Below are 24,466 nucleotides of genomic sequence, written 5' to 3'. Positions count from 1 at the left end.
CGTGTTCGGACGTCGTCGCAAGCGAGACGCGGAGCCCGAGGAAGCGGTCGAAGCGACCGCCGACGAGACTCCGGACGAGGACGAGGTGCGCCGGGTCAAGCTGGAGCCGGCCCCCCGCCCCGACGGGCCCTGGGACGTGAGTGAGGTCTCCAAGCCGGCCGAGGGCCGGGTCGATCTCGGCGGCCTCTTCGTGCCGGGCGTCCAGGGCATGGAGCTGCGGGTCGAGGTCGCGGGGGACGCGATCGTCGCCGCCACCGTGGTCCTCAAGGACAGCGCCGTGCAGCTCCAGGCGTTCGCCGCCCCCCGGCGGGAGGGCATCTGGGCCGAGGTCCGCGAGGAGATCGGCGCCGGAATCACCCAACAGGGTGGCGTGATCGAGGAGATCGAGGGGCCGCTGGGCTGGGAGCTGCGGGCCAGGGTGCCCGTGAAGCTGCCCGACGGCAAGCAAGGTACCCAGGTCGTGCGGTTTGTCGGCGTGGACGGCCCCCGCTGGTTCCTGCGCGGGGTGATCTCCGGGCAGGGCGCGGTGCAGCCGCAGGCGGCCGGACTGCTGGAGCAGATCTTCCAGGACACGGTCGTGGTCCGTGGCGACGGGCCGATGGCCCCCCGTGACCCGATCGTCCTCAAGCTGCCCGAGGACGCCCAGATGGTGCCGGACGGCGTCAAGAAGGAGCAGGCGGCGCCGGACGACGCGGCCCCGGTGTCCCGGTTCGCGGGCGGCCTCGACAAGCTGCGGCGCGGCCCGGAGATCTCCGAGGTCCGCTAGGTCCTGTCGCTCGGATCTTCGTGGATCGGCGAGTGGCTTCCCCGGGCCCCCGCGGGTTTCCCGGGGGAGCCGCGGGCCTGTGCGGATCCGCACGACGCGCCTCGGGCCCTCGGAGGGGTGACGACGCCGGGTCGGCCCTTCGGCCGGCCCGGCCGGTGTGTGTGCCGGGCCGGACCGCCGGGTACTCGGCTCATCCCGCCTGGAGGCCCGATGAGCAGAGGACGGCACGCCCGCACCGGCACCGAACCGACCACGGCGCTCAGCGCGCTGCGGCTCCGGCTGCTGCTTTCCGCCATCTTCACGCCGCTGTTCCTGGCCGGCACCGTGGTGTTCGGCATCTGGTGGTCGCGCTCCGAGCAGGGCGACGCGGTCGGCCCCGACGCGTTGCGGGTGATCACGCTGATCTGCGCGTTCGCCGCCGCGTTCGCCGTGGTCGACCTGCTGGTGGTGCTGCGCCGCAGGAGGCAGGCGAGGGAGCGGGCCGCCGATTCGCCTCCACCCCGCTCGCGGCTCTAGGCTCCGCACCGCGTGCCCCGGGGACGCCGCCGGGCCACGCGACGGGGGTTCGGCGCCGAGCGACGACAATGGGGACCATGGCACGCCGCGGTGAACTACGGATCTACCTTGGAGCGGCCCCGGGGGTGGGCAAGACCTACGCCATGCTCTCCGAGGCGCATCGCCGCGTGGCACGCGGCACCGACCTGGTGATCGCGGTCGTCGAGCACCACGACCGGCCGCGCACCGCCGAGCTGGTCGACGGCATCGAAGAGGTGCCCCGACTGCGGGTGGAGGGCCCCGACGGGCCCTCGTCCGAAATGGACACCGAGGCCGTGCTGCGCCGCCGCCCGGCCGTGGCGCTGGTCGACGAGCTGGCCCACACCAACGCCCCCGGGGTGCGCAACGAGAAGCGCTGGCAGGACATCGACGAGCTGCTGGCCGCGGGGATCGACGTGATCTCCACCGTCAACATCCAGGACCTGGAGTCCCTCTGCGACGTGGTGCGGTCCATCACCGGGGTGCGGCAGCGGGAGACCGTGCCCGACGAGGTGGTGCGCGGCGCCGACCAGATCGAGCTGGTGGACATGGCGCCCGAGGCGCTGCGCCGCCGGTTGGCGCACGGCAACATCTATCCGCCGCACAAGGTGGACGCGGCGCTCTCGCACTACTTCCGCCCGGGGAACCTCACCGCGCTGCGCGAGCTGGCGCTGCTGTGGACGGCCGACCGGGTGGACGGCTATCTGCGCCGCTACCGCACCGAGCACGGCATACGGTCGACCTGGCACGCCAGGGAGCGGATCGTGGTGGGCCTGACCGGTGGTCCCGAGGGCAGTACGCTGCTGCGCCGGGCGGCGCGGATGGCGGCCAAGAGCTCGGGCGCCGAGATCCTGGCCGTCTATATCGCCCGCTCCGGCGGGCTCACCTCGGCCTCGCCGCGTGAGCTGGCCGCCCAGCGGACCCTGGTCGAGCAGCTGGGCGGCACCTTCCACCATGTGATCGGCGACGATGTGCCCAGCGCGCTGCTGGACTTCGCGCGGGCCGCCAACGCCAACCAGATCGTGCTGGGCTCCAGCCGCCGCAAGTCCTGGCAGTACGTCTTCGGACCGGGCGTGGGCGCCACGGTGGCGCGCGAGTCGGGATCGGACATCGACGTGCATATCGTCACCCATGACGAGGTGGCGAAGGGCCGTGGACTGCCGGCCGCGCACGGGGCGCGGCTGGGGCGGGCCCGGACGATCAGCGGCTGGCTGATCGGGCTCGGCGGCCCGGTGCTGCTGGCGATGCTGCTGGACTCGCCCGAGGCCGGGGCCGAGTTCTCCAGCGATGTGCTGCTGTGCCTGTCCTTCACGGTGCTGGCCGCGCTGACCGGCGGTTTCTACCCGGGGCTCGTGTCGGCGGCGGTCGGTTCGCTGCTGTTGAACTACTACTTCGCCAGTCCGGTGCGGGAGTGGACCATCGCCGAGGGCCACAGCATCGTCGCCATCGTGGTCTTCTTCGCCATAGCGACCGCGGTGGCCACCGTGGTGGACCGGTCGGCCCGCCGCACCCACCAGGCGGCCAGGCTGCGCGCGGAGTCGGAGACGCTGACCCTGCTCGCCGGCAGCGTGCTGCGCGGTGACGACACCCTGGCGGCGCTGCTGGAGCGGGCCAGGGAGACCTTCGGGATGGACGCGGCGGCGCTGTTGGAACGCGATATCGCCGACCGTCGTTGGAGCTGTGTGGGCAGCGTCTCGGCCAGGGCGGACGTCAGGGCGCCGCAGACGCCCAAGGACGCGGATGTGGATGTGCCGATCGGCGATCACACCATGCTGGCGCTCTCCGGGCGGGTGCTGCCGGCGGAGGACCGCAGGATGCTGGGCGCCTTCGCCGCGCAGGCCGCGTCCATCCTGGACCGACAGCGGCTCAAGGACGAGGCGGTGCGGGCCCACAAGCTGGCCGAGGGCAACCGCATCCGCACCGCGCTGCTGGCGGCCGTCTCACACGATCTGCGGACCCCGCTGGCGGCGATCAAGGCCAGCGTCTCGTCGCTGCGCTCCGACGATGTGGCCTGGTCGCCCGAGGACGAGGCGGATCTGCTGGAGAGCATCGAGGAGGGCGCCGACCGGCTGGACCAGCTGGTGGGCAATCTGCTGGACATGTCACGGCTGCAGACCGGCACCGTGCGGCCGCTGATACGGGAGATCGACCTGGACGAGGTGGTGCCCGGCGCGCTGCGCGGGATCGCCGAGGACAGCGTGCTGCTGGACATACCGGAGTCGCTGCCGTTCGCCGCCGCCGACCCCGGGCTGCTGGAGCGGGTGGTGGCCAACGTGGTGGAGAACGCCGTGAAGTACAGCCCGGCGGACAAGCCGGTGCTGGTGAGCGGGAGCACTTTGGGTAACCGCGTGGAGCTGCGGGTGGTGGACCGTGGCCCCGGGGTGCCGGCCAGCCATCGGGGCCGGATCTTCGAGCCGTTCCAGCGGCACGGGGACACCCCCCGCGGCAACGGCGTCGGCCTCGGCCTGGCCGTCGCCCGTGGTTTCACCGAGGCCATGCACGGAACGCTGGACGCCGAGGACACCCCGGGCGGCGGGCTGACCATGGTGCTCACCCTGCCGACCGCGACTGCCGCGGCGGCTGAACCGGAAGGAACGACAGCCCATGCACCGGGTGCTCGTGGTCGATGACGAGCCGCAGATTCTCCGCGCTCTGGTGATCAACCTCAAGGCGCGCGGCTACCAGGTGGACACGGCGGCCGACGGTTCCACCGCGCTGCGGGTCGCGGCGGCCAACCACCCGGACGTGATCATTCTGGACCTGGGCCTGCCCGATATGGACGGGGTGCAGGTGATCACCCGCGTCCGGGGCTGGACCCGGGTGCCGATCATCGTGCTGTCCGCCCGGCAGACCTCGGAGGAGAAGGTCAAGGCACTGGACGCGGGCGCCGACGACTTCGTCACCAAGCCGTTCGGGATGGACGAGCTGCTGGCGCGGCTGCGTGCCGCGGTGCGCCGCTCCGATCCGGTCCAGGCGGAGGAGGAGCCGGTGGTGGAGACGGTCGGCTTCACCGTCGACCTGGCGGCCAAGAAGGTCCACCGGGCGGGCCGCGACGTGCGGTTGACCCCGACCGAGTGGCATCTCCTCGAGGTGCTGATCCGGGGCACCGGCAAGCTGGTGAGCCACAAGCAGCTGCTGCTGGAGGTGTGGGGGCCGACCCATCTCACGGAGACCAACTACCTGCGGGTCTACATGGCGCAGCTGCGGCGCAAGCTGGAGGCCGATCCGTCGCATCCCCGGCATCTGATCACCGAACCGGGGATGGGATACCGCTTCGAGCCGTGAGGCGGCGCGGGGCCACGTTACGCTGAAGGCATGACTGCGGAAGGCCGCGCCGGGAAGCGCGGTGGGCGTCTGAGGCGTCTGCTGGGTCGTTCGGGGACGGGCGGGCCCGGGGAGGATCTGGCGGCCGAGCCGGCCGCGGCGCCGTGCACCCGGATAGGGGACTGCGCCTCGGCGTCGGCCGGCCGCCCCGTGGTGCGGGTCACCGGCACGCTGCGTGAGGTGCGGGAGCGGACCGTGGCCGGGATGCCGGCCCTTGAGGCGCGGCTGGACGACGGCAGTGCCTGTCTCGACGTGGTGTGGCTGGGCCGGGGCGCGATAGCCGGGGTCGAGCCGGGCCGCTCGATGGTCGCCTCCGGGCGGATCACCGTGACAGGCGGCAAGCCGGTGCTGTTCAATCCCCGATACCAGCTGCAACCCCGTGGACAGGAGTAGCCGGGTGACCTCACCTGACAGTCAGACCGCCGACCGGACACCGGACGAGGCCGCCACCAGGGAGGCGTTCTTCGCCGCCTTCGGCGGGGTGCGCGGGATGGTGGAGACCACGGTGCCAGGTCTGGTGTTCGTGTTGATCTTCACCATCACCCGGGAGATCAACCCGGCGGCCATCGGCGCGGTCAGCCTGTCGGCGCTGATGGCGCTGGCCAGGCTGCTGCGGCGGGACAGCGTCAAGCACGCCCTCAGCGGTGTCTTCGGGGTGGCCTTCGGCGCGGCGTTCGCGATGATCTCGGGCGACGCCAAGAACTTCTATCTCCCCGGCATGGTCTACACGCTCTGTCTGAGCGTCGCCTACCTGCTCAGCGCGGCCGTCGGCTGGCCGCTGCTGGGGCTGCTGCTCGGCCCGATCTTCCGGGAGAACCTGTCCTGGCGCACCCGCAACCCGGGCCGTAAGCGGGCCTATGTGAAGTCCAGCTATGTCTGGGGCGGGATCCTGCTGGCGAAGTCGGCCATCACCTTCCCGATCTACTTCTGGGGGGACGCCACCCAACTCGGCTGGCTGCGCGTCGCGTTGGGCATTCCGCCGTTTCTGGTGGCGGTCTACTTCACCTGGATCATCCTGGTGAAGGCGCCGGCGCCGATCGATGTGATCGCCGAGTGGGAGGCCAGGGAGGAAGCCAAGGAGGCGGCGGAGAAGGCCGCCAAGGAGGCGGCGAAGCAGCCGGCCGTCGGCACGGTCGACCCGCTGCCGGGCCGGGGCTCCGACGCACCCTCCTAACGCCGTTCCCCCGGGCCCTGGGGGTGGGGCTCGGTCAGCAGGGTCTCCAGCTCGGCCTCCCGGCTGCCGGTGGCGACGAAGAGCAGTTCGTCGCCGGCGGCCAGCGCGTCGTCCGGGTCCGGGATCAGGACCCGGCTGCCCCTGATGATGGTCACCAGCGCGGTGTCCTGTGGCCAGGCCACCTCGCCCACCCGGGTGCCGACCAGCGTCGCGCCCTCGGCCAGGGTCAGTTCCACCAGGTTGGCGTCGCCCTGGCTGAAGCGCATCAGCCGCACCAGGTCCCCGACGCTCACCGCCTCCTCGACCAGCGCGGACATCAGCCGGGGCGTCGAGACCGCCACGTCGACGCCCCAGGAGTCGTTGAACAGCCACTCGTTGGCCGGGTGGTTGACCCGGGCGACCACCCGGGGCACCCCGTACTCCGTCTTGGCCAGCAGCGAGACCACCAGGTTGGCCTTGTCGTCGCCGCTGGCGGCGATCACCACCTGACAGCGTTCCAGCGCGGCCTCGTCGAGGGTGGCGATCTCGCACGCGTCGGCCAGCAGCCATTCGGCCTCCGGCACGCGTTCCACGGAGACCGCCACCGGGTCCCGGTCGATCAGCAGCACCTCGTGCCCGTTCTCCAGCAGTTCGGTCGCCACCGAGCGCCCCACCGCGCCGGCTCCCGCGATCACCACCCGCATGCGGGGGCCTCCCAAAGTGTGTCGGTGAGCTGTTCGGTCATCGCGGTTCGGGCCCCCGGACGCAGGCGGCCTCCACCTCGGCGATCCGGTCGCGGTACATCAGCACATGCACCAGATCGCCCTCCTGGAGCACCATGCCGGCGGTCGGCAGGGTGGCCTCGCCCAGCCGGGTCACAAACGCCACCCTGACCCCGGTGGTCTCCTGGAAGCGGCGCAGCTCGTGCCCGATCCAGGACGGGGCCAGCGTCACCTCGGAGAGCTGCACCTCGCCGCTCGGGTCGCGCCACAGCGGCTCGGCGCCGGCCGGCAGCAGCCGGCGGACCATCTGGTCGGCGGTCCAGCGCACGGTGGCCACCGTGGGGATGCCGAAGCGTTCGTAGACCTCGGCCCGGCGGGAGTCGTAGATCCTGGCGGTCACATGGCGGACGCCGAAGACCTCGCGTGCCACCCGGGCGGCGATGATGTTGGAGTTGTCGCCGCTGCTGACCGCCGCGAAGGCGCCGGCCTCGGGGAGGCCCGCCTCCACCAGGGTGTCCCGGTCGAAGCCGAGCCCGGTCACCCGGCGCCCCTCGAACCCGGAGCCGAGGCGGCGGAACGCCGTGGGGTCCTTGTCGATCACGGCGACCGAATGCCCCCGTTCCTCCAGCCCGTGCGCCAGGGTCGCGCCGACCCGGCCGCAGCCCATGATCACGATGTGCATTGCTCTCCTCCGCGCTCACCACGCTACCGGCCGCCTCTCCCCGTCGCTTTCGAACGGGCGTCGGGCCCGGTGGGCGTAAGCCTGTCACGAGCGGCCGTAGACTGGTCCGTCGCCGCCCGATTACCCGGGCGTTCGCACCGACCCGTCGGGCCCCGTTCCGGGCGAGCCCGTCCCGCAGACCAGCGCCGACCTTCTGGAGCCGCACTGCCATGGCCACCGAACCCGCGTCCAACAAGGCGGCCTCCCTGGTCGGCCAGGAGTACGAGGTCGAGGTCGGCCCGGTGGCCCACGGGGGGCACTGCGTGGCCAGGACCCCGGAGGGGCGGGTGCTGTTCGTCCGGCACACCCTGCCGGGGGAGCGGGTGCTGGCCCGGGTGACGGAGGGCCGGGAGGACTCCCGTTATCTGCGCGCCGACGCCGTCGAGGTGTTCGAAGCGGCCAGGGACCGGGTGCCGGCGCCCTGCCCGTTCTCCGGTCCCGGGCGCTGTGGCGGCTGCGACTGGCAGCATGTGAAGCCGGGTGGGCAGCGGCGGCTCAAGGGCGAGGTGCTGGCCGAGCAGCTGGCCCAGCTGGCCGGGCTCACGCCCGAACAGGCCGGCTGGGACGGCACGGTGGAGCCGGCCCCCGGCGACAAGGTGCCGGCCGGCGAGGTGCCGGCCTGGCGCACCCGGGTGAGCTACGCGGTGGACGAACAGGGCAGGGCGGGGCTGCGGCGGCATCGTTCGCACGAGGTGGAGCCGGTCGACCGCTGTCTGATCGCGGCCGAGGGCGTCACCGAGCTGGGCATCGAGCGGCGGGAGTGGCCGGGCATGGCCTCGATCGACGCGGTGGCCGCGACCGGCTCGCACGACCGCCTTGTGGTGCTCACCCCGCGCCCCGAACGGCGGCTGCCGCTGGTCGAGTTGGACCGTCCGGTCTCCGTGATGCGGGCCGAGCCGGCGAACGGGCGGGGCGGCGATCAGCCGGTGCACCGGGTGCACGGCCGGGCGTTCGTCCGGGAGCGGGCCGACGACCACACCTGGCGGGTCGGCGGCGGCGGCTTCTGGCAGGGGCACACCCAGGCCGCCGAGGTGCTGGTGGACGCGGTGATGCGCGGCCTGATCCCGCGCCGGGGCGAGACGGCGCTCGACCTCTACTGCGGCGTCGGCCTGTTCGCCGGCGCGCTGGCCCAGCGGCTGGGGGAGCGGGGCGCCGTGGTGGGCATCGAGGCGTCGAAGCGCGCGGTGCGGGACGCCCAGCACAACCTCTCCGGCTATCCCCGGGTGCGGGTGCGGGTGGAGCACGGTCCGGTCGCCAAGGTGCTCCCGGCGACCGGGATCACGGCGGCTGACCTGGTGGTGCTCGACCCGCCCAGGGCCGGCGCCGGCGGCGCTGTGGTGCGTCGGGTCGCGGGTCTCGGGGCGCGGCGGATCGCCTATGTCGCCTGCGATCCGGCGGCGTTGGCCCGGGATCTGCGGCACTTCGCCGAGGCCGGCTATGTGCCGCGCTTTCTGCGGGCGTTCGACCTCTTCCCGATGACCCACCATCTGGAGTGCGTGGCCGTTCTGGAGCCGGTGGCGAAGCGCCGTCGGGGCGCTGAGGCCACCGACGCCGAGCGCGCGTAGCGGGGTTCAGGAGCTCCGGTCGGTCACGAAGTCGCACATCGCGTCGAGGGCCGTCCTGGCCGGGATGTCCGGCAGCGAGGCGAGTCCGGCGCGCGCCCGTTCGACCCGCTCGTGCATCAGGGTGCGGCTCCTGGCGACGGCGGGGGAGTCGCGGAAGAGCTTCAGGGTGCTGCGGTGGGTCCTGGAGTCGGTGATCGGCCCCTGTTCGACGAGGGCCCGCAGCTCGGCTCCCTCCGGGCTGCTGTCGGCGCGCGCCAGCAGCACGGGGAGGCTGAGCACGCCGATCCTGAGGTCCCTGCCCTGCTCCTTGCCGCTCACCCCGGAGGGCGACAGGAGGTCTATCAGATCGTCGGAGATCTGGAAGGCCGCGCCCAGGTTGGCGCCGTACTCGCTCAGCACCTCCGTGTACTCGGCCGGCGCCCCCGCCTGGGTGGCGCCGATGCTGAGGGACATGGCCACCAGCTCGACGGTCTTGCCTGCGATGACCTCGAAGTAGTGGTCCACCGGGTCCTCGTCCGGCGCGGGGCCGAGGAGTTCGCGGAACTGTCCCTCGACCAGCCGGACGGCGGCCTGGGAGTTGTGGCGGACGGCGTGCTGTCCGAGGTCGGCGGCGAGTTGCGCGGCGCGGGCCAGCAGCCAGTCGCCACCGAGCACGGCGAGGGGGTTGCCCCAGCGGGAGTTGGCGCTCTGCACGCCGCGCCGGGTGTCCGTCCCGTCCATCACGTCGTCGTGGTAGAGGGAGGCGATATGGACGAGCTCCACGACGGCGGCGGCGCGCACCACCCCGTCGCGGGTCGGATCGCCGAACTCGGCGGCCATCAGGGCCAGCAGGGGGCGCAGTCGCTTTCCGCCGGCGGCGGCTATGTGGCTGGCCAGCTCGGCGATCCGGGGGTCGACGTCGGTGGAGACGGCGAGGCGCAGCTCCTCCTCCACGGCCTGGAGTCCGGCGTGCAGCCGCCGCTCCACCTCCCGTTCGGCGGGCCGGAGTCGACGGCGGGGACCGCCGTAGAGCTTCCGCAGCACCGCCTGGGAGCCGACCCGCCAGTCCTGGACCGGAACGGTGTCGGAGCGCAGCGGGTCGCGCCGGAACTGGTGCACTGCCATGAACTACTCCACTCGAAGAGGCCGCCGTCCCGCCGTCCGATGGCCGGAAGGGGACGGGACGGCAACCGTCCCATGCTGGTCATCCGCGTCGGGGTGGGCAACGACGCTGGCTGGTTGCTGTCATCCTTCCATCGACGTCCGGCCCACCGGGTCAACGTTCCTGAGGGGGCAACAGGCCCAACTCCGCCGCGTAGACGCCGGCTTGGAAGCGCGATTCGGCGCCGAGCAGGGCCATGATCTCGGCGACATAGCGGCGGTAGGTGCGGACCGACATGCCGAGTTCGCGGGCCGCCACCTCGTCCGTCACCCCGTCCCTCAGCCGCTGGAGCACCCGCCGCACGGTGTCGGTCTTGGCCAGGTCGCCGAAGTGGATGCGCTTGGTCAGGACGGTGGCGGAGCCCCACACGTTGTCGTAGAGGGTGCGGACGGCCCGCAGCAGGGTCTCGGCCCTGATGAGCGAGGCCCGCGGGGAGCCGGCGGTGTCCACGCTCACCAGGGCGGCCGAACCGTCGAGGACGACGGTGGACAGCGGCGGCATCTCGGTGGTGCGCACCTCCAGCGTGTGGCCGGTGGTCAGGGCGTCGCGCACAAAGGTCTCGTCCAGCGAGGCGACGCCGCACAGCAGCCGGGTGTGCGGCGAGTGGCCGCGCGCGTCGAGGGCCCTCCGCAGTGCGGTGTAGGCACTTCTGGCGAAGCCGGCGTCGCCGCCAAGCGCCACCTCCAGGGTGCTGGTCGCCTCGCCGATCAGTGTCTCGATCGTGGGGCGGACCTCCTCCGGAGGCAGCTCCCTGACCAGCGCGCTCTGGGAGAACCGCTTGCGGTGCTTGACCACGGTGGACTCGATGAGGGCGCGCAGCTCCAGCAGTTCCTGCTTGAGTTCGTCCCGCGTGTGTTCGCGTTCGGCCCCCCCGGTGCCCGACGGACGGTGTGGTTCCGAACCCGACCCATTCGATCTCTTCAACCCACGACCTCCCGTCGCGTGTGGTCGAGCGCCGTCAGCGTCGGACCGGTAGCAGCCCCAACTCGACGCTGCGGACGCCGGCTTGGAATCTGGAGTCCGCCCCCATGTCCCGCATGATCTTCGCCACGTGCCGTCGGTAGGTGCGCAGGGACACCGACATCTCGCTCGCCGCCACGGCGTCGGTGTGCCCGGCCCGCAGGGAGAGCAGGACGCGTCGCGTCATCTCGGTGTCCAGCCGCTCCCGTGTCCTCAGGTACTCCGCCAGCGGTCGTCCGGTCCGCCATACGCCGGCGAAGAGCAGGTCCAGCGCCTTGGCCGTGGCCAGGTCGGTCACCAGGGTGGCGGCCCCGTCGAGCGAGGAGCGGGCCGACCAGGTGAGGGCCGCGCGGCCGTCGATGATGAGCGCGGCATGAGCATCCTTTTCCAGGACCCGCACCTCGGAGCGGTCGATGCGCTGGGCCTGGTCCTTGAGGGCCGTGCTGTCGATCACCTCCGGTGTGCACAGCAGCCGCAGCACCACGGAGGCGGGGCGTTCGGCGCCGCGCTCGCGAATCGCCGCGAGAACGGATTCCGCCTGTTCACCGCTGTGCGGCAGCATCACGCTGACGGCGTACTTGGCGCTTCCGATCAACCTGGTCAGGGTGTCGTGAACGGAACCGTAGTCGTCTCCCACCATTACCACCGGGCGTTGTTTCTCGGCCGCCCGATGGGTCGCGACAATGGAGTCCACCAGCGCGTATGCCTCAAGCAGCGTCCTCTCCACACTGTCCACGGCCTCATGTGTCCCGGCGACGGGCTCGGCGTGCGACACGGAAGCGGTGGAGACTCTTATAGCGGAGTCCACGGGCATTGCCAGTTTGGTCACGTTCCCCCCAGGCGTGAATATGCCGCGACTACGTGGCGGGCGACTTCCCCCGTCGAGCCCTTATCGCACCTCAAGGGCATCTTTTCAGCGTGCGGCAGTTGCTTTGTTTATCGCTCAATCTTTTGCAAAGTGGTCGCGTTCGCCTATCGGCTGCCGTGGTCGCTCGGCATCGTGGTCTCCGAGGCGGCCGTGACCTACGGCTGCAACGATAAGTCAGTCTAACGGACCAGATCAGGGTTGCCTCGGTTCCATACTTGGCAGCAAGTTGCCACGGGGGTTGATGGAAAACGTGCGGTAATTTGCGAACGCGTACGGGGGGTCGGAGGGTTCTGTACCCTTCTGTCCGTGAAAGGGCTTCGCGTACCGTTGGAAAACGGGAATCGGAGTCGCCGGTTCCGCAGTTCGCGAAAGTTTAACCATGTGGGCCGTCACACAGTCCCCGCGGGGAACCGTGGGTCCGATCTCTCCCGATTCCTCAAGGCGCGTCCCCACATGCTTGTTGGTCCTCGTTAGCGGGGTCATTGGTTTTTTCTTCGGCGCTTGGCGGCTCCGCGTGTCATGGGCGCTTCCAATTGCGATGACCGCCCGCCTTCCGGGCGACGTCCTGATCCCGATGGACAGGCAATGATCGGACGACGGTCGGAATCGGGCAAAGCGGAATCACCGTTACGCAAAGTCGTACCTCCCGGCTCCTTAGGGGAGCGAAAGACGGCAAATTTCCGTTACTCGGCAACCGACGGAGAGGCGGCCGGCAGATGAAGACCCGGCGGGCGGCGAACCCGACGGCCGGCGGCCGCCCGTCCGGCTGGTGCGGTCGGGGTGCTTCTCATCGGTTTGGCACTTCTTGTCATGCTGTCGGTCGAAAAGGGCCACCGGCACGCGTTCCGACGCGGCGGCGGTGGCAGCTTCCTGTAGGCGCCATTGCCGGGCGTCCCGCGCCCGCAGTTGCATGGGGGCCGAGAAGACGTTCCTCTCTCATGGAAGTCGTCCGCGTCGGTGGCGCGTTCCCGCCGGAAGAGCGGCCCGTTCTCGCCGCGCCGGACCGGCCCCCCGGATCCGAGCGCGGCTCCGGCCGGCGCGCACCGCCGGATCGCCGCCGGCGCGTCGCGTGGGCGCGACCCTTCGGGTCGCCCCGGACGCCGAGGTGGTTCCGAGGCCGCCCTCCCCCGGGCGCCCTCATCCCAACGAGGAGACCGAAGCATCGTGGCAGTAGAAACCCAGAGCCCCTGGTTGCGTCGCTACGCGCCGGCCCGGACGCCCCGGCTGCGTCTGCTCTGCCTCCCGCACGCCGGGGGGACCGCCAGCTTCTTCCACTCCTGGGGGAACGCCTTCGGCCCCGACGTGGAAGTGGTGGTGGCCCGCTACCCCGGTCGCCTGGAGCGCATCGTCGAGCCCTTCCTCGGCACCATCGAGGAGATGGCCGACGCGCTCGTCGAGGTGGTCGCCGCCCGGACGGACGTGCCGTTGGCGATCTTCGGTCACAGCATGGGGGCCTCGATCGGCTACGAGCTGACCCTGCGGCTGGGCGAGCGGCACGGGATCGCGCCGAGTCTGCTCATGGTGTCGGGACGCCGGCCGCCGCACACCGTCGCCCCGTCCGCCGAGGAGCTGGACGAGGAGGGCGTCATCGCCGAGGTCCGCCGGCTCGGCGGGACCGACGCCGCGCTCTTCGACGATCCGGCCCTGCGGGAACTCGTGGTCCCGGCGATCCAGGCGGACTTCGCCGCCGTCCGCGCCTACCGGGCCAGGCCCGGGGTGCCGTTGCCGTGCCCTGTGGTCGGGTATGTCGGCGACGGTGACCCCGAGGTGGACCTGGCGGACATCGGACGATGGGCGGACCTCGCCCCGCGGGGCTTCGACGCGGTGGGCTTTCCCGGCGACCACTTCTATCTCCTCGACCAGCGGGACCGGCTGGTCGAGGACATCCGTGCCCGTCTGGTGCCGGGGCGGTGAGCACGGCCACCACCTCCCAGCCGCCGAAGTGCGGGGTCGGCGTGCTGGACAAGACGTCAGCCCTGCTCGGCGTCGTCGAGCAACGCCCGGTCACCCTCTCGGAGCTGGTCGCCCGCAGCGGGCTGAGCCGTCCCACCACGCACCGGCTCGCCCGGGCATTGGAACGTCTCGGGATGTTCTCCAGGGACGAGGCGGGCCGGTTCGTACTCGGGCCACGGCTCGGCAGCCTGGTGGTCGAGGCGCACCGTGGCCGGCTGCCGCGCCTCGCCGAGCCGGTGCTCGACGAACTGGCCGAACGCACCGGCCTCGCCGCGAGGCTCTTCCGCCGCAGGGGCGAGGCCCAGGTGTGTGTGGTCTCGTCCGAACGCGGCCCGGACGGGGAGTCGACGGTCCCGGTGGGGACGGCGCGCTCGGTCCGGGCGGGCCCGGGCGCGCAGGTGCTGCTCGCCTGGGAGGAACCCGACGAGCTGTACGAGGGGCTGCGCGGTGCGAGGTTCACCGCCGCGCAGCTCGCCCGGGTGCGCGGCCGTGGCTGGGCGAACGGTCCCGATCCGCTGGTTCCCGACGCGCAGGCGGTCGCCGCGCCGGTGTGGAGCCGGACGGCCGGCGGACGGGTCGTCGCCGCCGTCGTGGTGTCGGGAACCGCCGCCAGGGTGCCGGCCGATCCCGACCGGGCGCTGACGAGCGCGGTCATCGACGCGGCGGCGCGGATCGGCGACGCGTTGGTCGGCTCCTACCACGGGGAGACGAGCGTGCCCTGAGGCGGGCCGGGTGGGCGTCGACCGCCGGCGGTTCCACCACTTCCGCTTTCTGGCAGGACCGTGTTGACACAGCGGCCGAAACGGATCCAATCCTGCTCGGCAGGGGGAAAAATGGCAGCTTTATGCAATCCCCCTTGGCCTTTGCCGTCCAGGCGCCGTAGAAAAACTTGCAGCGTGTCTCCTGGTAACGTATGAAACGCGCCTTCGATTTGAGAGAGCAGGTATTTATTGTGTCCTCCGTGCGTGACGAGCGGGAAAAGAAGATCAAGGAGATCGTCCTCGACATTCTTGAGCTGGAGGAGGAAGAGGTAACCGAGACCAGCCTCTTCAAGGAGGACCACTCGGCTGACTCGCTCCGGTCCATCGAGATCCTTGCCGGTCTCGAAAAGGAATTCGGCATCACGATCGACCAGGCCGAACTCCCGCGCATGGTCCACCTCAAGGGCGTGTACGAGGTCGTTTCGGAGTCCGCCGGCTGGTAAGGCGGCGTTATTCGTCGAACGGGCACGGTCGGAACAACGGACGGGGAGTTCGGAATGGCAGAGCCGGGGCAGTTGGGCCCGCGAAGAGTGGTGATCACCGGACTCGGCGTGGTCTCCAGCATCGGTATGGGAGTGGCGCAGTTCCAGGAGGGGCTGCGCAGCGGTAGCAGTGGCGCCAAGCCGATCACCGTGTTCGACGTCGAGGGCTTCGACTACGCGAACGGGTGCGAGGTCGTCGACTTCGACCCCGAACTGTGGGTCCGCCGCCTCGCGGTGGGGGAGCTGGGCCGGGCGACGCAGTACTCGGTCGCCGCGGCCAGGATGGCCATCGACGACGCGGGAGTGGAGGTCGAGGACCTGCGGGCGCTGCCCGGCATGATCTCGATCGGCACGACCGACGGCGAGTCCCGGGACCTCGACCAGCTGGTCGAGACCGAGATCAACGGGAGCCCCGAGGACCTGGACCCCGAAATCGTCCGCCGTGTTCCGGCCGGTCGCCTCTCGGCGGCCATCGCCCAGGAGTTGGAGCTCACCGACGTGGAGGCGGTGACGATTCCGACCGCCTGCGCCGCCGGCAACTACGCCATCGGCTACGGCTATGACGCGGTGCGCTCGGGCGAGGCGGAGTACGCCCTGTGCGGCGGCGCCGACGCCATGTGCCGCAAGACGTTCTCCGGCTTCTACCGCCTGGGCACCATCGCCCCCGACCGCTGCCAGCCCTTCGACGTCGACCGCAAGGGCATCCTCACCGGCGAGGGCGCCGGCGTGCTGGTGCTGGAGAGCCTGGACTCGGCGCTGGCCAGGGGCGCGCGGATCTATGCCGAGGTGCTCGGCTACGGCCTCAACTGCGACGCCTACCACCAGGTCGCGCCGAACCAGGAGAGCGTGGGCCGGTGCATGGAGCTGGCCCTGGAGAACGCCGGGGTCAAGCCCGACCAGGTGGATCTCATCTCGGCGCACGGCACCGGCACCAAGGCCAACGACGTGACCGAGGCGAGCGCCATCCGCGAGGTGTTCGGCGCCAGGCCGCCCAGGACGATCTCGATGAAATCGATGATCGGCCACACCATGGGAGCGGCAAGCGCGCTGTCCGCCATCGGCTGCGCCCTCGCGATCACCAACGGGTTCATCCCGCCCACGATCAACCATGTCACCACCGACCCCGAGTGCGATGTGGACTGCGTGCCCAACCACTCCATCGAGGCCGATCTGAAGGTCGTGCAGAACAACGGCCTGGCCTTCGGTGGCAACAACGCCGTGGTCCTGCTCGGTCAGCTCGAAGCCCAGCTGGAAGGGACGCCGGCATGAGTTGGGCCGTCACGGGGGTGGGCGCCGTCACCGGAGTGGGTGGCGACGCCGACGAGCTGTTCGAGAATCTGTGCGCCGGCCGTTCCGGCGTCGATGTGCTGCGCGGCTTCGACCGGAGCAAGCACAGCGCGCGGCACGCCTACGAGGTGGACAACCGTCCCGAGCCCGGCTCCGATGTGCCCTGGCGGGCCACCGGACTGCTGCTGGACGCGGTCGCCCAGGCGGCCAGGGACGCGGGCCTGGACGAGAACGACCTCAGCGGGGTGCCCGTGCTGGTCGGCACCGGGCTGCGGGAGCTGCGCTCGGTGGAGCTGTGGGAGGCGGACACCGCCAAGTTCGCCACGCAACGGCTGCACTTCGGCACCGCGTTGCGGGAGGCGTTCAACGCCGACGACACCCACACCTTCTCCAACGCCTGTTCGGCCGGGCTCTACGCGCTGGCGATGGGCGTCGACCTGCTCGCGGCCGGCGAGACCGACACGGTGATCGTGGCCGGCGTCGACGTGCTCACCGAGACCATGTACGGACTGCTGGAACGCGTCCAGCCGGTGCCGCCCGAGCGGGTGCGTCCGTTCGACCGCAACCGGGCCGGGGTGCTGATGGGCGAGGGCGCGGCGGCCGTGGTGCTGACCCGCGCCCCGGACGAGGGCCGCCGGGTGCACGGGGTGGTGCGGGATGTCGCGATCAACTGCGACGCCTTCCACGTGACGGCGCCCGATCCCGCCGGCATCGCCGACGCGATCAGGGAGGCCCACGGCCGGGTCGGGCTGAAGCCCAAGGACATCGACCTGGTGATGGTGCACGGCACGGGGACGCTGCTCAACGACGAGGCCGAGGCGAAGGCCATCAGCGATGTGTTCGGCGCGGACGTCGACAAGCCGCTGATGACGGCCATCAAGGCGATGACCGGGCACACCTCGGGCGCCTCCGGGCTGCTCGGCATGGTCGTCGCGCTGAAGTCCCTGGGCGACGGGCGGGTGCCGCCGACCGTGGGGTTGGAGGACCCGGTGGACGACGCGACGGACTTCCGTTTCGTCACCGGCGAGGCCGCCCAGGAGCCGTTGGCGGTCGCCCAGTTGAACGCGTTCGGGTTCGGCGGCATCAACGCCGTCGCGATTGTGGAGGCGGCCCGATGAACGCTGTGGTGAGCGGGACCGGCGTGGTGCTGGCCAGGGCGGGCTCCGTCGAGGAGCTGATGGGGCCGCGCGCGGCGGACGCCCCGCCGGTCGAGCCGGCCGGGTTCGTCGGCAAGAAGGGCCTGCGTTACAAGGACCGGGCGACCCAGCTCGCGTACTGCGCCGCCGACGCGGCGCTGCGCGACGCGGGGCTGGTGGACGAGACGGGGCTTCGGGTGCCGGCGCTGTCCGTCGCCGTCGTCGTCAGCTCCAACTACGGCAATATCGACACGATCCGCCGGGCCATGGACACCATCGTCGAGCACACGGCGGCCGCCAGCAGCCCGATGGACCTGCCGAACGCGTCGAGCAATGTCGTCGCCTCCTCGGTGGCGATCCGCTTCGGGCTGCGCGGGCCCAACCTGATGCTGTGCAACGGAGCCACCTCGGGACTGGACGCCGTCCACTGGGCGTTGACCCTGCTGCGCGGCGGCCGGGCCTCCCATGTCCTGGTGCTGGGCGTCGAGCCCGACAACGAGGCGGTGCGCGAACTCCTCGAGGGGGAACGCACCATCGACGGCGCGGTGGGCCTGGTGCTGGAGAGCGAGGAGTCGGCCGCCGAACGCGGCGTCCCGGCGCTGGCCTCGGTGGGCGGCTATGTCAGGCGCGCGGGACTTGAGGCGTGCCTGGGGCAGTTGGCGGCCGGCGAGGAGCGGCGCCCCGGCCTGTGGCAGGTGCCGGAGAGCGCGTCCGCTGTGCTGCCCGAAGGGCTGTTGGACGGGGTGCCCCGGCACGATGTCACCGAGTCCTTCGGCACCGGCTCCGGCGCGCTGGGCGTGCTCCAGTGCGCGGCCGCCCTCGGCTGGTTCGCCGACGGCGGGGCCGGTCCGGTGTATGTCACCGCCGGTGGCGACGCCGACGACGCCACCGCGGGGCTCGTGGTGCGGCAGGTGGCCGCGGCATGACGACCGCCGCGGGCCGGACGACCCCCCGCACGGTGCCGGAGCCGGGGCCGGACGCCCCGCGCTCCGCCGCCGTCCCGGGGCTCGGCGAGCCGGTGACGGTGCGTCGGCTGACCCCGGGGGACGCCGACGGCGCCCGGATGACGCTGCTGCACGGGCTGGCCACCAGCGGCACCCTCTGGGACGCCTGCCTCGCCGAGGTGCGGCGGACGGAGGGGCCGGAGACCTGGGTCGCCGAACTGCCCTGGCGCGGCGACGGCGTGGCCGAATGGTGCGCGCGCGGCGATATCGTGCCGTATCTGGCCGACGCGCTGCGCGGGGTGCCGGGTGGCCCGGGGGTGGTCGTCGCCCACTCCATGGGAGCCGCCGTGCTCCTGGAGTTCCTGAACCGGCGGCTGGCGGAGGGCACCGACCCGTTCCGCGAGTTCGGTATCGACGCCATGGTGCTGGTCTCCCCGTTCTACCGCCGCAGGGTGGAGGACTTCACCTGGGAGAGCATGGTCACCTCCGTCGAGGGGTTCACCCGGCTGATGACCGAGGGCGTCAGGGTGGCCGCCGGGCGTCGGCTCTCCGAGGAGGCCCTGCTCGACCTGGGCGCGCGGGTGCGTGACCGGGTCGGCGCCTACGGCTGGACCAGCTTCTACGACATCTATCTGCGCACCCCCCGGCTGCGCACCGACCAGTTCACCGTGCCCTGCCTCGTCGTGGCGGGCGAGGACGACTTCGCGGCCCTCCCGGAGGAGGCCAGGGCCCTGGCGGCCGATCTTCCGGGTGCCGAGTTCCAACTGCTGACCGACTGCGGGCACTTCCTGATGCTCGAACAGGCGCCGCGGTTCGTGGACGTGGTCGCACAGTTCGTCAGCAAGACTTCGGCCGAGCGCCCGCTCAGCGGTCCCGGCCCCGGATCACCATGGGAGCACGTTCGATGACCACAGTGACGGAAAGCGCCGTCAAGGAACTCCTCACCCGTGAGAGCACCGTGTCGCTGCGCACGCGCTTCGAGGGGTCCAACATCTGCACCTGGATCGGCTTCAAGCACATCAACTACCTGGTTGAGGAAGCCATCCTGTACCACTTCGCCGAGGCCGGGCTGCCGGCCAGGGGCCTGCACGCCGACCACGGCCTCGGGGTCGACCTCATCGATCTCGACACCCGGATCCTGCACGCCCTCTACATGGACGAGACCGTCCTGGCGCGGGTGGTGCCCAGCCAGGTCGACGGCGCGGACTACATCTCCTTCTCGGTCAGCCTGAACGGTGAGCGCGACGGCACCGACACCAAGCTGATCACCGGCCGGGCCAAGGCCGTGCTGCGGCTGGACAACTTCGCCGAGGAGGCCCCCGAACCGCCCGCCGAGCTGGCGCCGTTCGTGAGCCACCGGCTGAACGACCCGACCGCGCGGGTGCCCGAGGCGCCCGACCTGTCCGGCGTCGACCTGGCCGTGGAGAACACCTCGCTGTCGAACGGTCGCGGCACCACCGGGCCCGACCCGGTCCTCGACCTGCTGACCGCCGGCACCAACTCGTTCGGCTGGAAGTGGCGTATCCCCTACCCGTACTGCCACTTCTCGGAGCGCCTGCAGATGTCCAGCTACCTGCGGCAGATGGAGGAGGTCGTCGACCTGTTCCTCGCCGACCGGGGCATCTCGGTGAAGAGCCTCCTGGAGGAGCGCCGCTGGATTCCGGCCTGCCCCCACTCGCGCATCCAGATCCTCGACGAGGCGCTGATGGAGGAGGAGCTGTACACCGTCCTGACGGTGGAGAACGTCTTCAAGGACTTCACCTACACCTCCCGCGTGGACTACTACGTGGTGCGCGACGGCAAGCTCCTGCAGACCGCCACCGGCAAGGTCACCCACGGTTACGCCAAGATCGACAACCGCCGTGACTGGAACCTGGTCAACTTCGACGAGCGCGTCTCCAAGGCGCTGAAGGGCGAGGCGTGAGCACCGCGACAGCTCTCCAGGACCGACCGGTCATCACCGCCTGGACGGCGGTCTCGCCCTTCGGGATCGGGCGCGCCGCCTTCGCGGACGGGCTCAGGGAAGGCCGGCAGACCGTCGCGCCGCTCGACGACGAATGGCAGGCCGCGGCCGAAACCGCCTGTCTGGTACCGGACTTCCGGGTGCGTGAGGTGCTCGGCAAGAAGGGCACCCGGTCGATGGACCGGGTCACCGGGCTCGCGATCACGGCGGTCAGCCGGCTGCTGGACGACTCGCCGCGCAACCGGCGGGTCGGCACCGGCGAGGAGGCCGCGCTGGTCCTGGGCACGACCACCGGCAGCGTGCAGAGTCAGATGGACTTCACCCGTGACTCCCTCACCGGGGAGAAGCCGTACTTCGTCGACCCGGCGCGCTTCCCCAACGCGGTCATGAACTGCGCCGCCGGACAGAGCGCCATCTGGCACCAGCTCAAGGGCCCCAACACCACCATCGCCGGCGGGCACGCGGCGGGTCTCTACGCCCTCAACTACGCCAGGCGGCTGCTGCGGTTCGGCCGGGCGCGGACCGTGCTCTGCGGCGCCGTCGAGGAGTTCTCGCACGCCAGGTCCTGGCTGGACAAGCACACCAACGACGCCGAGCCCGGTGCCGTGGCGCCGTCCGGCGAGGGCTGCGGGCTGCTGCTGGTCGAGCGGGGCGGCTCCGCCGACCCCGACCAGCCGGTGCTGGCCGAGGTCCTGGCCGTGGAGATGGGCATCGCCGTCGACGGCGCCGTCCGTCCCGCGCTCCGCTCCTGCCTGGAGCGCGCGCTGCGCCGCGCCGAGGTGGGCGTCGAGGAGATCTGGGCCGTGGCGACCGGCGAAGCCCCCGGCCGGGCGGGCGAGGAGGAGTGGGCGTCGGTCGAGGAGACCGTCGGCGGCGCGGTGCCGTCGCGCGTCCCGCAGACCCCGCTGATCGGCGACACCGGGGCGGCGGCCGCCGCCTTCCAGATCGCCGGCGTGCTGGCCCGGGCCGAGAACGACCCCGAGGCGACCGGACGGGTCGGCCTGATCACCTCCGTCGACCGTGACGGCGCGGTCGGCTGCACCCTGCTCCGCTTCCGATGACCACCCTTTCCACCCCCTGACACAGACGGACATGACATGACGACTGCATCCACCGACTCGACCGGCTCCCCGGCGGCACTGGACCTGGAGGACCTGCGCACCACGATCGCCGGCGTCCTCGACCTCGACACCGAGGAGCTGACGGACGACGCCGTCTTCTCCGAGGATCTGGGGATCGACTCCCTGATGGCCCTCGAAGTGGTGGTGGCCCTGGAGAAGAAGTACCAACTGCGGTTCGTCGAGGCTGAGTTGAGGCAGGTCACCTCCCTGAGGCAGGCCTATGAGACGGTGCGCGGAAAGCTCGGCCCGGCGTGACCCCGTCCAGCGCGTCCAGGCCGGCCAGCCCGGTCGACGCCGAGGTCAAGGTCGTCCGACCGCCGGCCGCCGAGGCGGACGAGAAGGGGCGCCGGCACGCGGTGACCACGCTCACCGTGGGCGAGGACGAGACGGTCTTCCCGGGGCACTACCCGGGCTTCCCGATCTTCCCCGGCGTCTGTGTGATCGAGTGCGTCCACCTCAGCGGGCTGGCGACCCTTCCGCCGGGCGCCGGCGGCGCCGAGCTGGCCGCGGTGGAGAGCACCAGGTTTCTGAGCCCGGTCTTTCCCGGCGACCAGCTGGACGTGGAGCTGACCTGGACCCGCACGTCCGACGCCTGGAGCTGCAAGGCCCAGGTGACCACCGTTCGAGGCGTGGCCGCCCAGATGCGGCTGCGGTTCACCGCTGAGGAGACGGCATGATCGGCCAACCGGAGATCAGGAACGTGCTGCCGCACCGGTTTCCGATGCTGCTGGTCGACCGGGTGAAGGAGATCGCGCCGGGCGAGCGGGTCGTCGCGACCAAGGCGGTGACCTGCAACGAGCCCTGGTACCAGAAGCTCGGACCGGACGCCGTCGCGGCCGACTTCGCCTACCCCAAGGCGCTGTTGACGGAGTCCTGGGCGCAGGCGGCGGCGCTGCTGTGCACCTGGGAGTCCCCCGAGCCCGACCTGTTCGACGGCAAGGTCATGCTGTTCGGCGGCGCCTCGGAGATCACCTTCCACCGGGCCGTCCTGCCCGGCGACGTGCTGGAGCACCACGCGGTGATCTCACGGGCGTTGGGCGACACCGTGATCATCGAGGGCGACAGCCGGGTGGACGGCGAGCCGGTGCTGACGGTCGAGCGCGCCGTGATGGCCTTCCGGCCCGCGTCCGAGCTGCGCCCGTCCGAGCAGGCCCCGGTCGGGTCCTGACGCCGGCGAACAGTCCGCCGGCGGATCAGCCGGCCGAAACACTTTGGGAGAACCATGGCAGAGAACGAGTCCCGGGTGGCGCTGGTCACCGGCGGTTCCCGAGGCATCGGGCGCGCCAGCGTGCTGACCCTGGCGCGGGACGGCTTCGACGTGTCCTTCTGTTACCAGTCGAACGAGGAGGCCGCCCTCAGTCTGGAGAAGGAGGCCCAGGAGTTCGGCGTGCGGGTCATCAGCCGCAAGGTCGACGTCAGGGACGCCGAGCTGGTGCGCGCCTTCGTGGCGGAGACCGAGGAGACGCTCGCCCCGATCGACGTGGCGGTGACGGCCGCCGGCATCACGCGGGACAACCCGCTGCTGCTGATGAAGGACGAGGAATGGCACCAGGTGCTCGACGTCAACCTGGACGGCGTCTACAACGTCTGCCGGTCCGTCGTGTTCTCCATGATGAAGCGTAAGAGCGGCGCCATCATCAACATCTCCTCCGTCGCCGGCGTCTACGGGAACCCCACCCAGAGCAACTACTCGGCCTCCAAGGCCGGGATCATCGGGTTCTCCCGGGCCCTGGCCAAGGAGGTCGGCGGCTACGGCATCCGCGCCAACGTGGTGGCGCCCGGGTTCATCGACACGGACATGACCTCGGTGCTCAGCGGCGGGGCGAAGGAGAAGGCGCTGGCCGCCGTCCCGCTGCGCCGGCTGGGCCGGGCCGACGAGGTGGCCGAACTCGTGTCGTACCTCGCGTCGGACAAGGCCGGCTACATCACCGGCTCCGTCTTCCAGATCGACGGCGGCATCACCCTCTAGCACCGGTATCCGAGCCCGGCACCGATCCACGCCGCTCTTTCCAAGGAGTCACGTTGGCCGTCAAACCACCGCGCTGGTACTTCTCCCTCCGCAGTCCCTACTCCTGGCTCGCCTTCCGCGAGTTGACCGAGACTGCCCCGGACGTGGCGGACGCGATCGCCTGGCACCCGTACTGGGAGCCGGACGAGGCCGGCGCCGCGCGGCTGGCGGAGTCCGGCGTGCGGCTGCCCTATGTCCCCATGTCGAAGGAGAAGCACCTCTACATCCTTCAGGACATCAAGCGGCTGACCACCGCCCGTGGCCTCTCGGTGGCCTGGCCGGTGGACACCGAGCCCAACTGGGAGGTGTCCCATCTGGCCTGGCTGGTCGCGGAGGACGCCGGCCGGGGCAGGGACTACATCGCCGCGGTCTACCGGGCCCGCTTCGAACGCGGCGAGGACATCTCGCAGCGGGCGACCATCGCCGCGGTCGCCGACGAACTCGGCCTGGACGCCGATGCCTTGGCGAACGCGTCCGACGATCCCGAGCTTCGGGAGCGCGGTCTCGCCGCGCTGCGTAACGTGGACAGGGACGGCGTCTTCGGGGTGCCGTTCTTCATCCAGCGGTTCGACAAGTTCTGGGGGTTGGACCGGTTGCCCGGTTTTGTCGCGGCTGTCCGCGCCAAGGCCGCGTCGACCGCCCCGACCCCACGGCCGGCCGAGGAGGTGCCGCCCGCCGTGCTCGTGCCGGCGGGCGACCAGGGCCACGCCGGTGGCTGTGGTTAGGACAGGGCCTGGCCATCTGGGCCGTGGGCGGGTCCGCCCGCCCACGGCAACGCGTCAGCAGAAAACCGGACAGGAAGGAACCACTCCATGAGCAGCAACCCCTTCGAGGACGAGGACGCCAGCTACTACGTGCTGGTCAACGACGAGGCGCAGTACTCCCTCTGGCCCGCCTTCGCGGAGATCCCGGCCGGATGGAACGCGGTGCACGGCCAGGACAGCCGGCAGGCGTGCCTGGACTACATCAACGAGAACTGGACCGACATGCGGCCCAAGAGCCTGGTCGAGGCGATGGGCTGACCTCGCCCCCACTGGTCCCCGCCGGCACCGGTCAC

At 71.4% G+C, this 24,466-nt stretch carries 27 protein-coding genes; 22 read left to right on the top strand and 5 right to left on the bottom strand.

The window, feature by feature from the left end:
• The first annotated feature begins 1 nt into the window (after window position 1).
• The 6 genes from AOM46_RS22035 (at window position 2) to AOM46_RS22010 (ending at window position 5,798) form a co-directional block, all read left to right on the top strand.
• Window positions 2–766, top strand: a complete 765-nt coding sequence (locus tag AOM46_RS22035; RefSeq protein WP_062214301.1) for a DUF3710 domain-containing protein — start codon at window positions 2–4, stop codon at window positions 764–766.
• A gap of 210 nt (window positions 767–976) precedes the next feature.
• Window positions 977–1,282 carry a DUF6343 family protein gene (locus AOM46_RS22030; protein ID WP_062214300.1) on the top strand — a complete coding sequence of 102 codons (306 nt, stop codon included), beginning with the start codon at window positions 977–979 and terminating at the stop codon, window positions 1,280–1,282.
• Between the two features lie 77 nt (window positions 1,283–1,359).
• Window positions 1,360–3,930 (top strand): ATP-binding protein, encoded by a 2,571-nt coding sequence (locus AOM46_RS22025; RefSeq protein WP_062214299.1) that lies wholly within the window; start codon window positions 1,360–1,362, stop codon window positions 3,928–3,930.
• The gene (locus AOM46_RS22020; protein WP_062214298.1) at window positions 3,905–4,585 is read left to right on the top strand and encodes a response regulator; all 681 of its coding nucleotides are present in this window, start codon (window positions 3,905–3,907) and stop codon (window positions 4,583–4,585) included. Before AOM46_RS22025 ends, AOM46_RS22020 begins: the two co-directional genes overlap by 26 nt.
• A 30-nt stretch (window positions 4,586–4,615) precedes the next feature.
• Window positions 4,616–5,017 carry an OB-fold nucleic acid binding domain-containing protein gene (locus AOM46_RS22015; RefSeq protein WP_067226443.1) on the top strand — a complete coding sequence of 134 codons (402 nt, stop codon included), beginning with the start codon at window positions 4,616–4,618 and terminating at the stop codon, window positions 5,015–5,017.
• A gap of 4 nt (window positions 5,018–5,021) precedes the next feature.
• Window positions 5,022–5,798, top strand: coding sequence for a DUF3159 domain-containing protein (locus AOM46_RS22010; RefSeq protein WP_234313902.1), 777 nt, complete (start codon window positions 5,022–5,024; stop codon window positions 5,796–5,798).
• Here AOM46_RS22010 and AOM46_RS22005 read toward each other — a convergent pair.
• A complete protein-coding gene (locus AOM46_RS22005) occupies window positions 5,795–6,481 on the bottom strand; it encodes a TrkA family potassium uptake protein (protein WP_062214296.1) in 687 nt (228 codons plus the stop codon). The genes AOM46_RS22010 and AOM46_RS22005 overlap by 4 nt on opposite strands.
• 37 nt (window positions 6,482–6,518) lie before the next feature.
• The gene (locus AOM46_RS22000) at window positions 6,519–7,181 is read right to left on the bottom strand and encodes a TrkA family potassium uptake protein (protein WP_062214295.1); all 663 of its coding nucleotides are present in this window, start codon (window positions 7,179–7,181) and stop codon (window positions 6,519–6,521) included.
• A gap of 209 nt (window positions 7,182–7,390) precedes the next feature.
• On the opposite strand from AOM46_RS22000, the gene AOM46_RS21995 reads away from it, so the two are divergent.
• Window positions 7,391–8,785, top strand: a complete 1,395-nt coding sequence (locus AOM46_RS21995) for a class I SAM-dependent RNA methyltransferase (RefSeq protein ID WP_062214294.1) — start codon at window positions 7,391–7,393, stop codon at window positions 8,783–8,785.
• 6 nt (window positions 8,786–8,791) lie between these two features.
• Here AOM46_RS21995 and AOM46_RS21990 read toward each other — a convergent pair whose 3' ends face one another.
• The 3 genes from AOM46_RS21990 to AOM46_RS34155 form a co-directional block, all read right to left on the bottom strand.
• The gene (locus tag AOM46_RS21990; RefSeq protein WP_078857062.1) at window positions 8,792–9,889 is read right to left on the bottom strand and encodes a polyprenyl synthetase family protein; all 1,098 of its coding nucleotides are present in this window, start codon (window positions 9,887–9,889) and stop codon (window positions 8,792–8,794) included.
• Window positions 9,890–10,040: 151 nt separating this feature from the next.
• Entirely contained in the window at window positions 10,041–10,850 is an 810-nt protein-coding gene (locus AOM46_RS21985) for a response regulator transcription factor (RefSeq protein ID WP_062214293.1), read from the bottom strand.
• A 34-nt stretch (window positions 10,851–10,884) separates the two neighbouring features.
• Window positions 10,885–11,622, bottom strand: a complete 738-nt coding sequence (locus AOM46_RS34155) for a hypothetical protein (protein ID WP_062214292.1) — start codon at window positions 11,620–11,622, stop codon at window positions 10,885–10,887.
• Between the two features lie 1,296 nt (window positions 11,623–12,918).
• Here AOM46_RS34155 and AOM46_RS21975 point away from each other — a divergent pair.
• From AOM46_RS21975 to AOM46_RS21905, 15 genes are all read left to right on the top strand, one after another.
• Entirely contained in the window at window positions 12,919–13,668 is a 750-nt protein-coding gene (locus AOM46_RS21975) for a thioesterase II family protein (protein WP_062214291.1), read from the top strand.
• Window positions 13,665–14,429 carry an IclR family transcriptional regulator gene (locus AOM46_RS21970; RefSeq protein ID WP_062214290.1) on the top strand — a complete coding sequence of 255 codons (765 nt, stop codon included), beginning with the start codon at window positions 13,665–13,667 and terminating at the stop codon, window positions 14,427–14,429. Before AOM46_RS21975 ends, AOM46_RS21970 begins: the two co-directional genes overlap by 4 nt.
• Before the next feature lie 191 nt (window positions 14,430–14,620).
• Window positions 14,621–14,911, top strand: a complete 291-nt coding sequence (locus tag AOM46_RS21965; RefSeq protein ID WP_370592754.1) for an acyl carrier protein — start codon at window positions 14,621–14,623, stop codon at window positions 14,909–14,911.
• 54 nt (window positions 14,912–14,965) lie between these two features.
• Entirely contained in the window at window positions 14,966–16,219 is a 1,254-nt protein-coding gene (locus AOM46_RS21960) for a beta-ketoacyl synthase (RefSeq protein ID WP_062214289.1), read from the top strand.
• Entirely contained in the window at window positions 16,216–17,355 is a 1,140-nt protein-coding gene (locus AOM46_RS21955; protein ID WP_062214288.1) for a beta-ketoacyl synthase, read from the top strand. The genes AOM46_RS21960 and AOM46_RS21955 overlap by 4 nt, the downstream gene beginning before the upstream one ends.
• Entirely contained in the window at window positions 17,352–18,299 is a 948-nt protein-coding gene (locus AOM46_RS21950; RefSeq protein ID WP_062214287.1) for a beta-ketoacyl synthase N-terminal-like domain-containing protein, read from the top strand. The genes AOM46_RS21955 and AOM46_RS21950 overlap by 4 nt, the downstream gene beginning before the upstream one ends.
• Complete coding sequence (locus AOM46_RS21945) at window positions 18,296–19,225, top strand: alpha/beta fold hydrolase (RefSeq protein WP_062214286.1); 930 nt, start codon at window positions 18,296–18,298, stop codon at window positions 19,223–19,225. Before AOM46_RS21950 ends, AOM46_RS21945 begins: the two co-directional genes overlap by 4 nt.
• A complete protein-coding gene (locus tag AOM46_RS21940) occupies window positions 19,222–20,241 on the top strand; it encodes a thioesterase family protein (protein WP_062214285.1) in 1,020 nt (339 codons plus the stop codon). Before AOM46_RS21945 ends, AOM46_RS21940 begins: the two co-directional genes overlap by 4 nt.
• On the top strand, window positions 20,238–21,341 hold the full coding sequence (locus tag AOM46_RS21935) for a beta-ketoacyl synthase N-terminal-like domain-containing protein (RefSeq protein ID WP_062214284.1): 1,104 nt from the start codon (window positions 20,238–20,240) through the stop codon (window positions 21,339–21,341). Before AOM46_RS21940 ends, AOM46_RS21935 begins: the two co-directional genes overlap by 4 nt.
• Window positions 21,342–21,377: 36 nt before the next feature.
• Window positions 21,378–21,656, top strand: a complete 279-nt coding sequence (locus AOM46_RS21930; RefSeq protein WP_062214283.1) for an acyl carrier protein — start codon at window positions 21,378–21,380, stop codon at window positions 21,654–21,656.
• The gene (locus AOM46_RS21925; RefSeq protein ID WP_062214282.1) at window positions 21,653–22,078 is read left to right on the top strand and encodes a 3-hydroxyacyl-ACP dehydratase FabZ family protein; all 426 of its coding nucleotides are present in this window, start codon (window positions 21,653–21,655) and stop codon (window positions 22,076–22,078) included. Before AOM46_RS21930 ends, AOM46_RS21925 begins: the two co-directional genes overlap by 4 nt.
• Window positions 22,075–22,569, top strand: coding sequence for a 3-hydroxyacyl-ACP dehydratase FabZ family protein (locus AOM46_RS21920; protein ID WP_062214281.1), 495 nt, complete (start codon window positions 22,075–22,077; stop codon window positions 22,567–22,569). The genes AOM46_RS21925 and AOM46_RS21920 overlap by 4 nt, the downstream gene beginning before the upstream one ends.
• A 54-nt stretch (window positions 22,570–22,623) precedes the next feature.
• Window positions 22,624–23,370, top strand: coding sequence for a 3-oxoacyl-[acyl-carrier-protein] reductase (gene fabG / locus AOM46_RS21915; RefSeq protein WP_062214280.1), 747 nt, complete (start codon window positions 22,624–22,626; stop codon window positions 23,368–23,370).
• Between the two features lie 53 nt (window positions 23,371–23,423).
• The gene (locus AOM46_RS21910; protein ID WP_062214279.1) at window positions 23,424–24,134 is read left to right on the top strand and encodes a 2-hydroxychromene-2-carboxylate isomerase; all 711 of its coding nucleotides are present in this window, start codon (window positions 23,424–23,426) and stop codon (window positions 24,132–24,134) included.
• 87 nt (window positions 24,135–24,221) lie between these two features.
• Window positions 24,222–24,431: an MbtH family protein gene (locus AOM46_RS21905; RefSeq protein WP_062214278.1), complete on the top strand. Its 210-nt coding sequence runs from the start codon at window positions 24,222–24,224 to the stop codon at window positions 24,429–24,431.
• Window positions 24,432–24,466: the final 35 nt, after the last annotated feature.

Source organism: Streptomyces sp. NBRC 109706, from assembly GCF_000974485.1.
Taxonomy (GTDB): domain Bacteria; phylum Actinomycetota; class Actinomycetes; order Streptomycetales; family Streptomycetaceae; genus Streptomyces.
The sequence above is the reverse complement of the archived record's forward strand: the minus strand, read 5'-3'. Positions and strand labels throughout refer to the sequence as shown.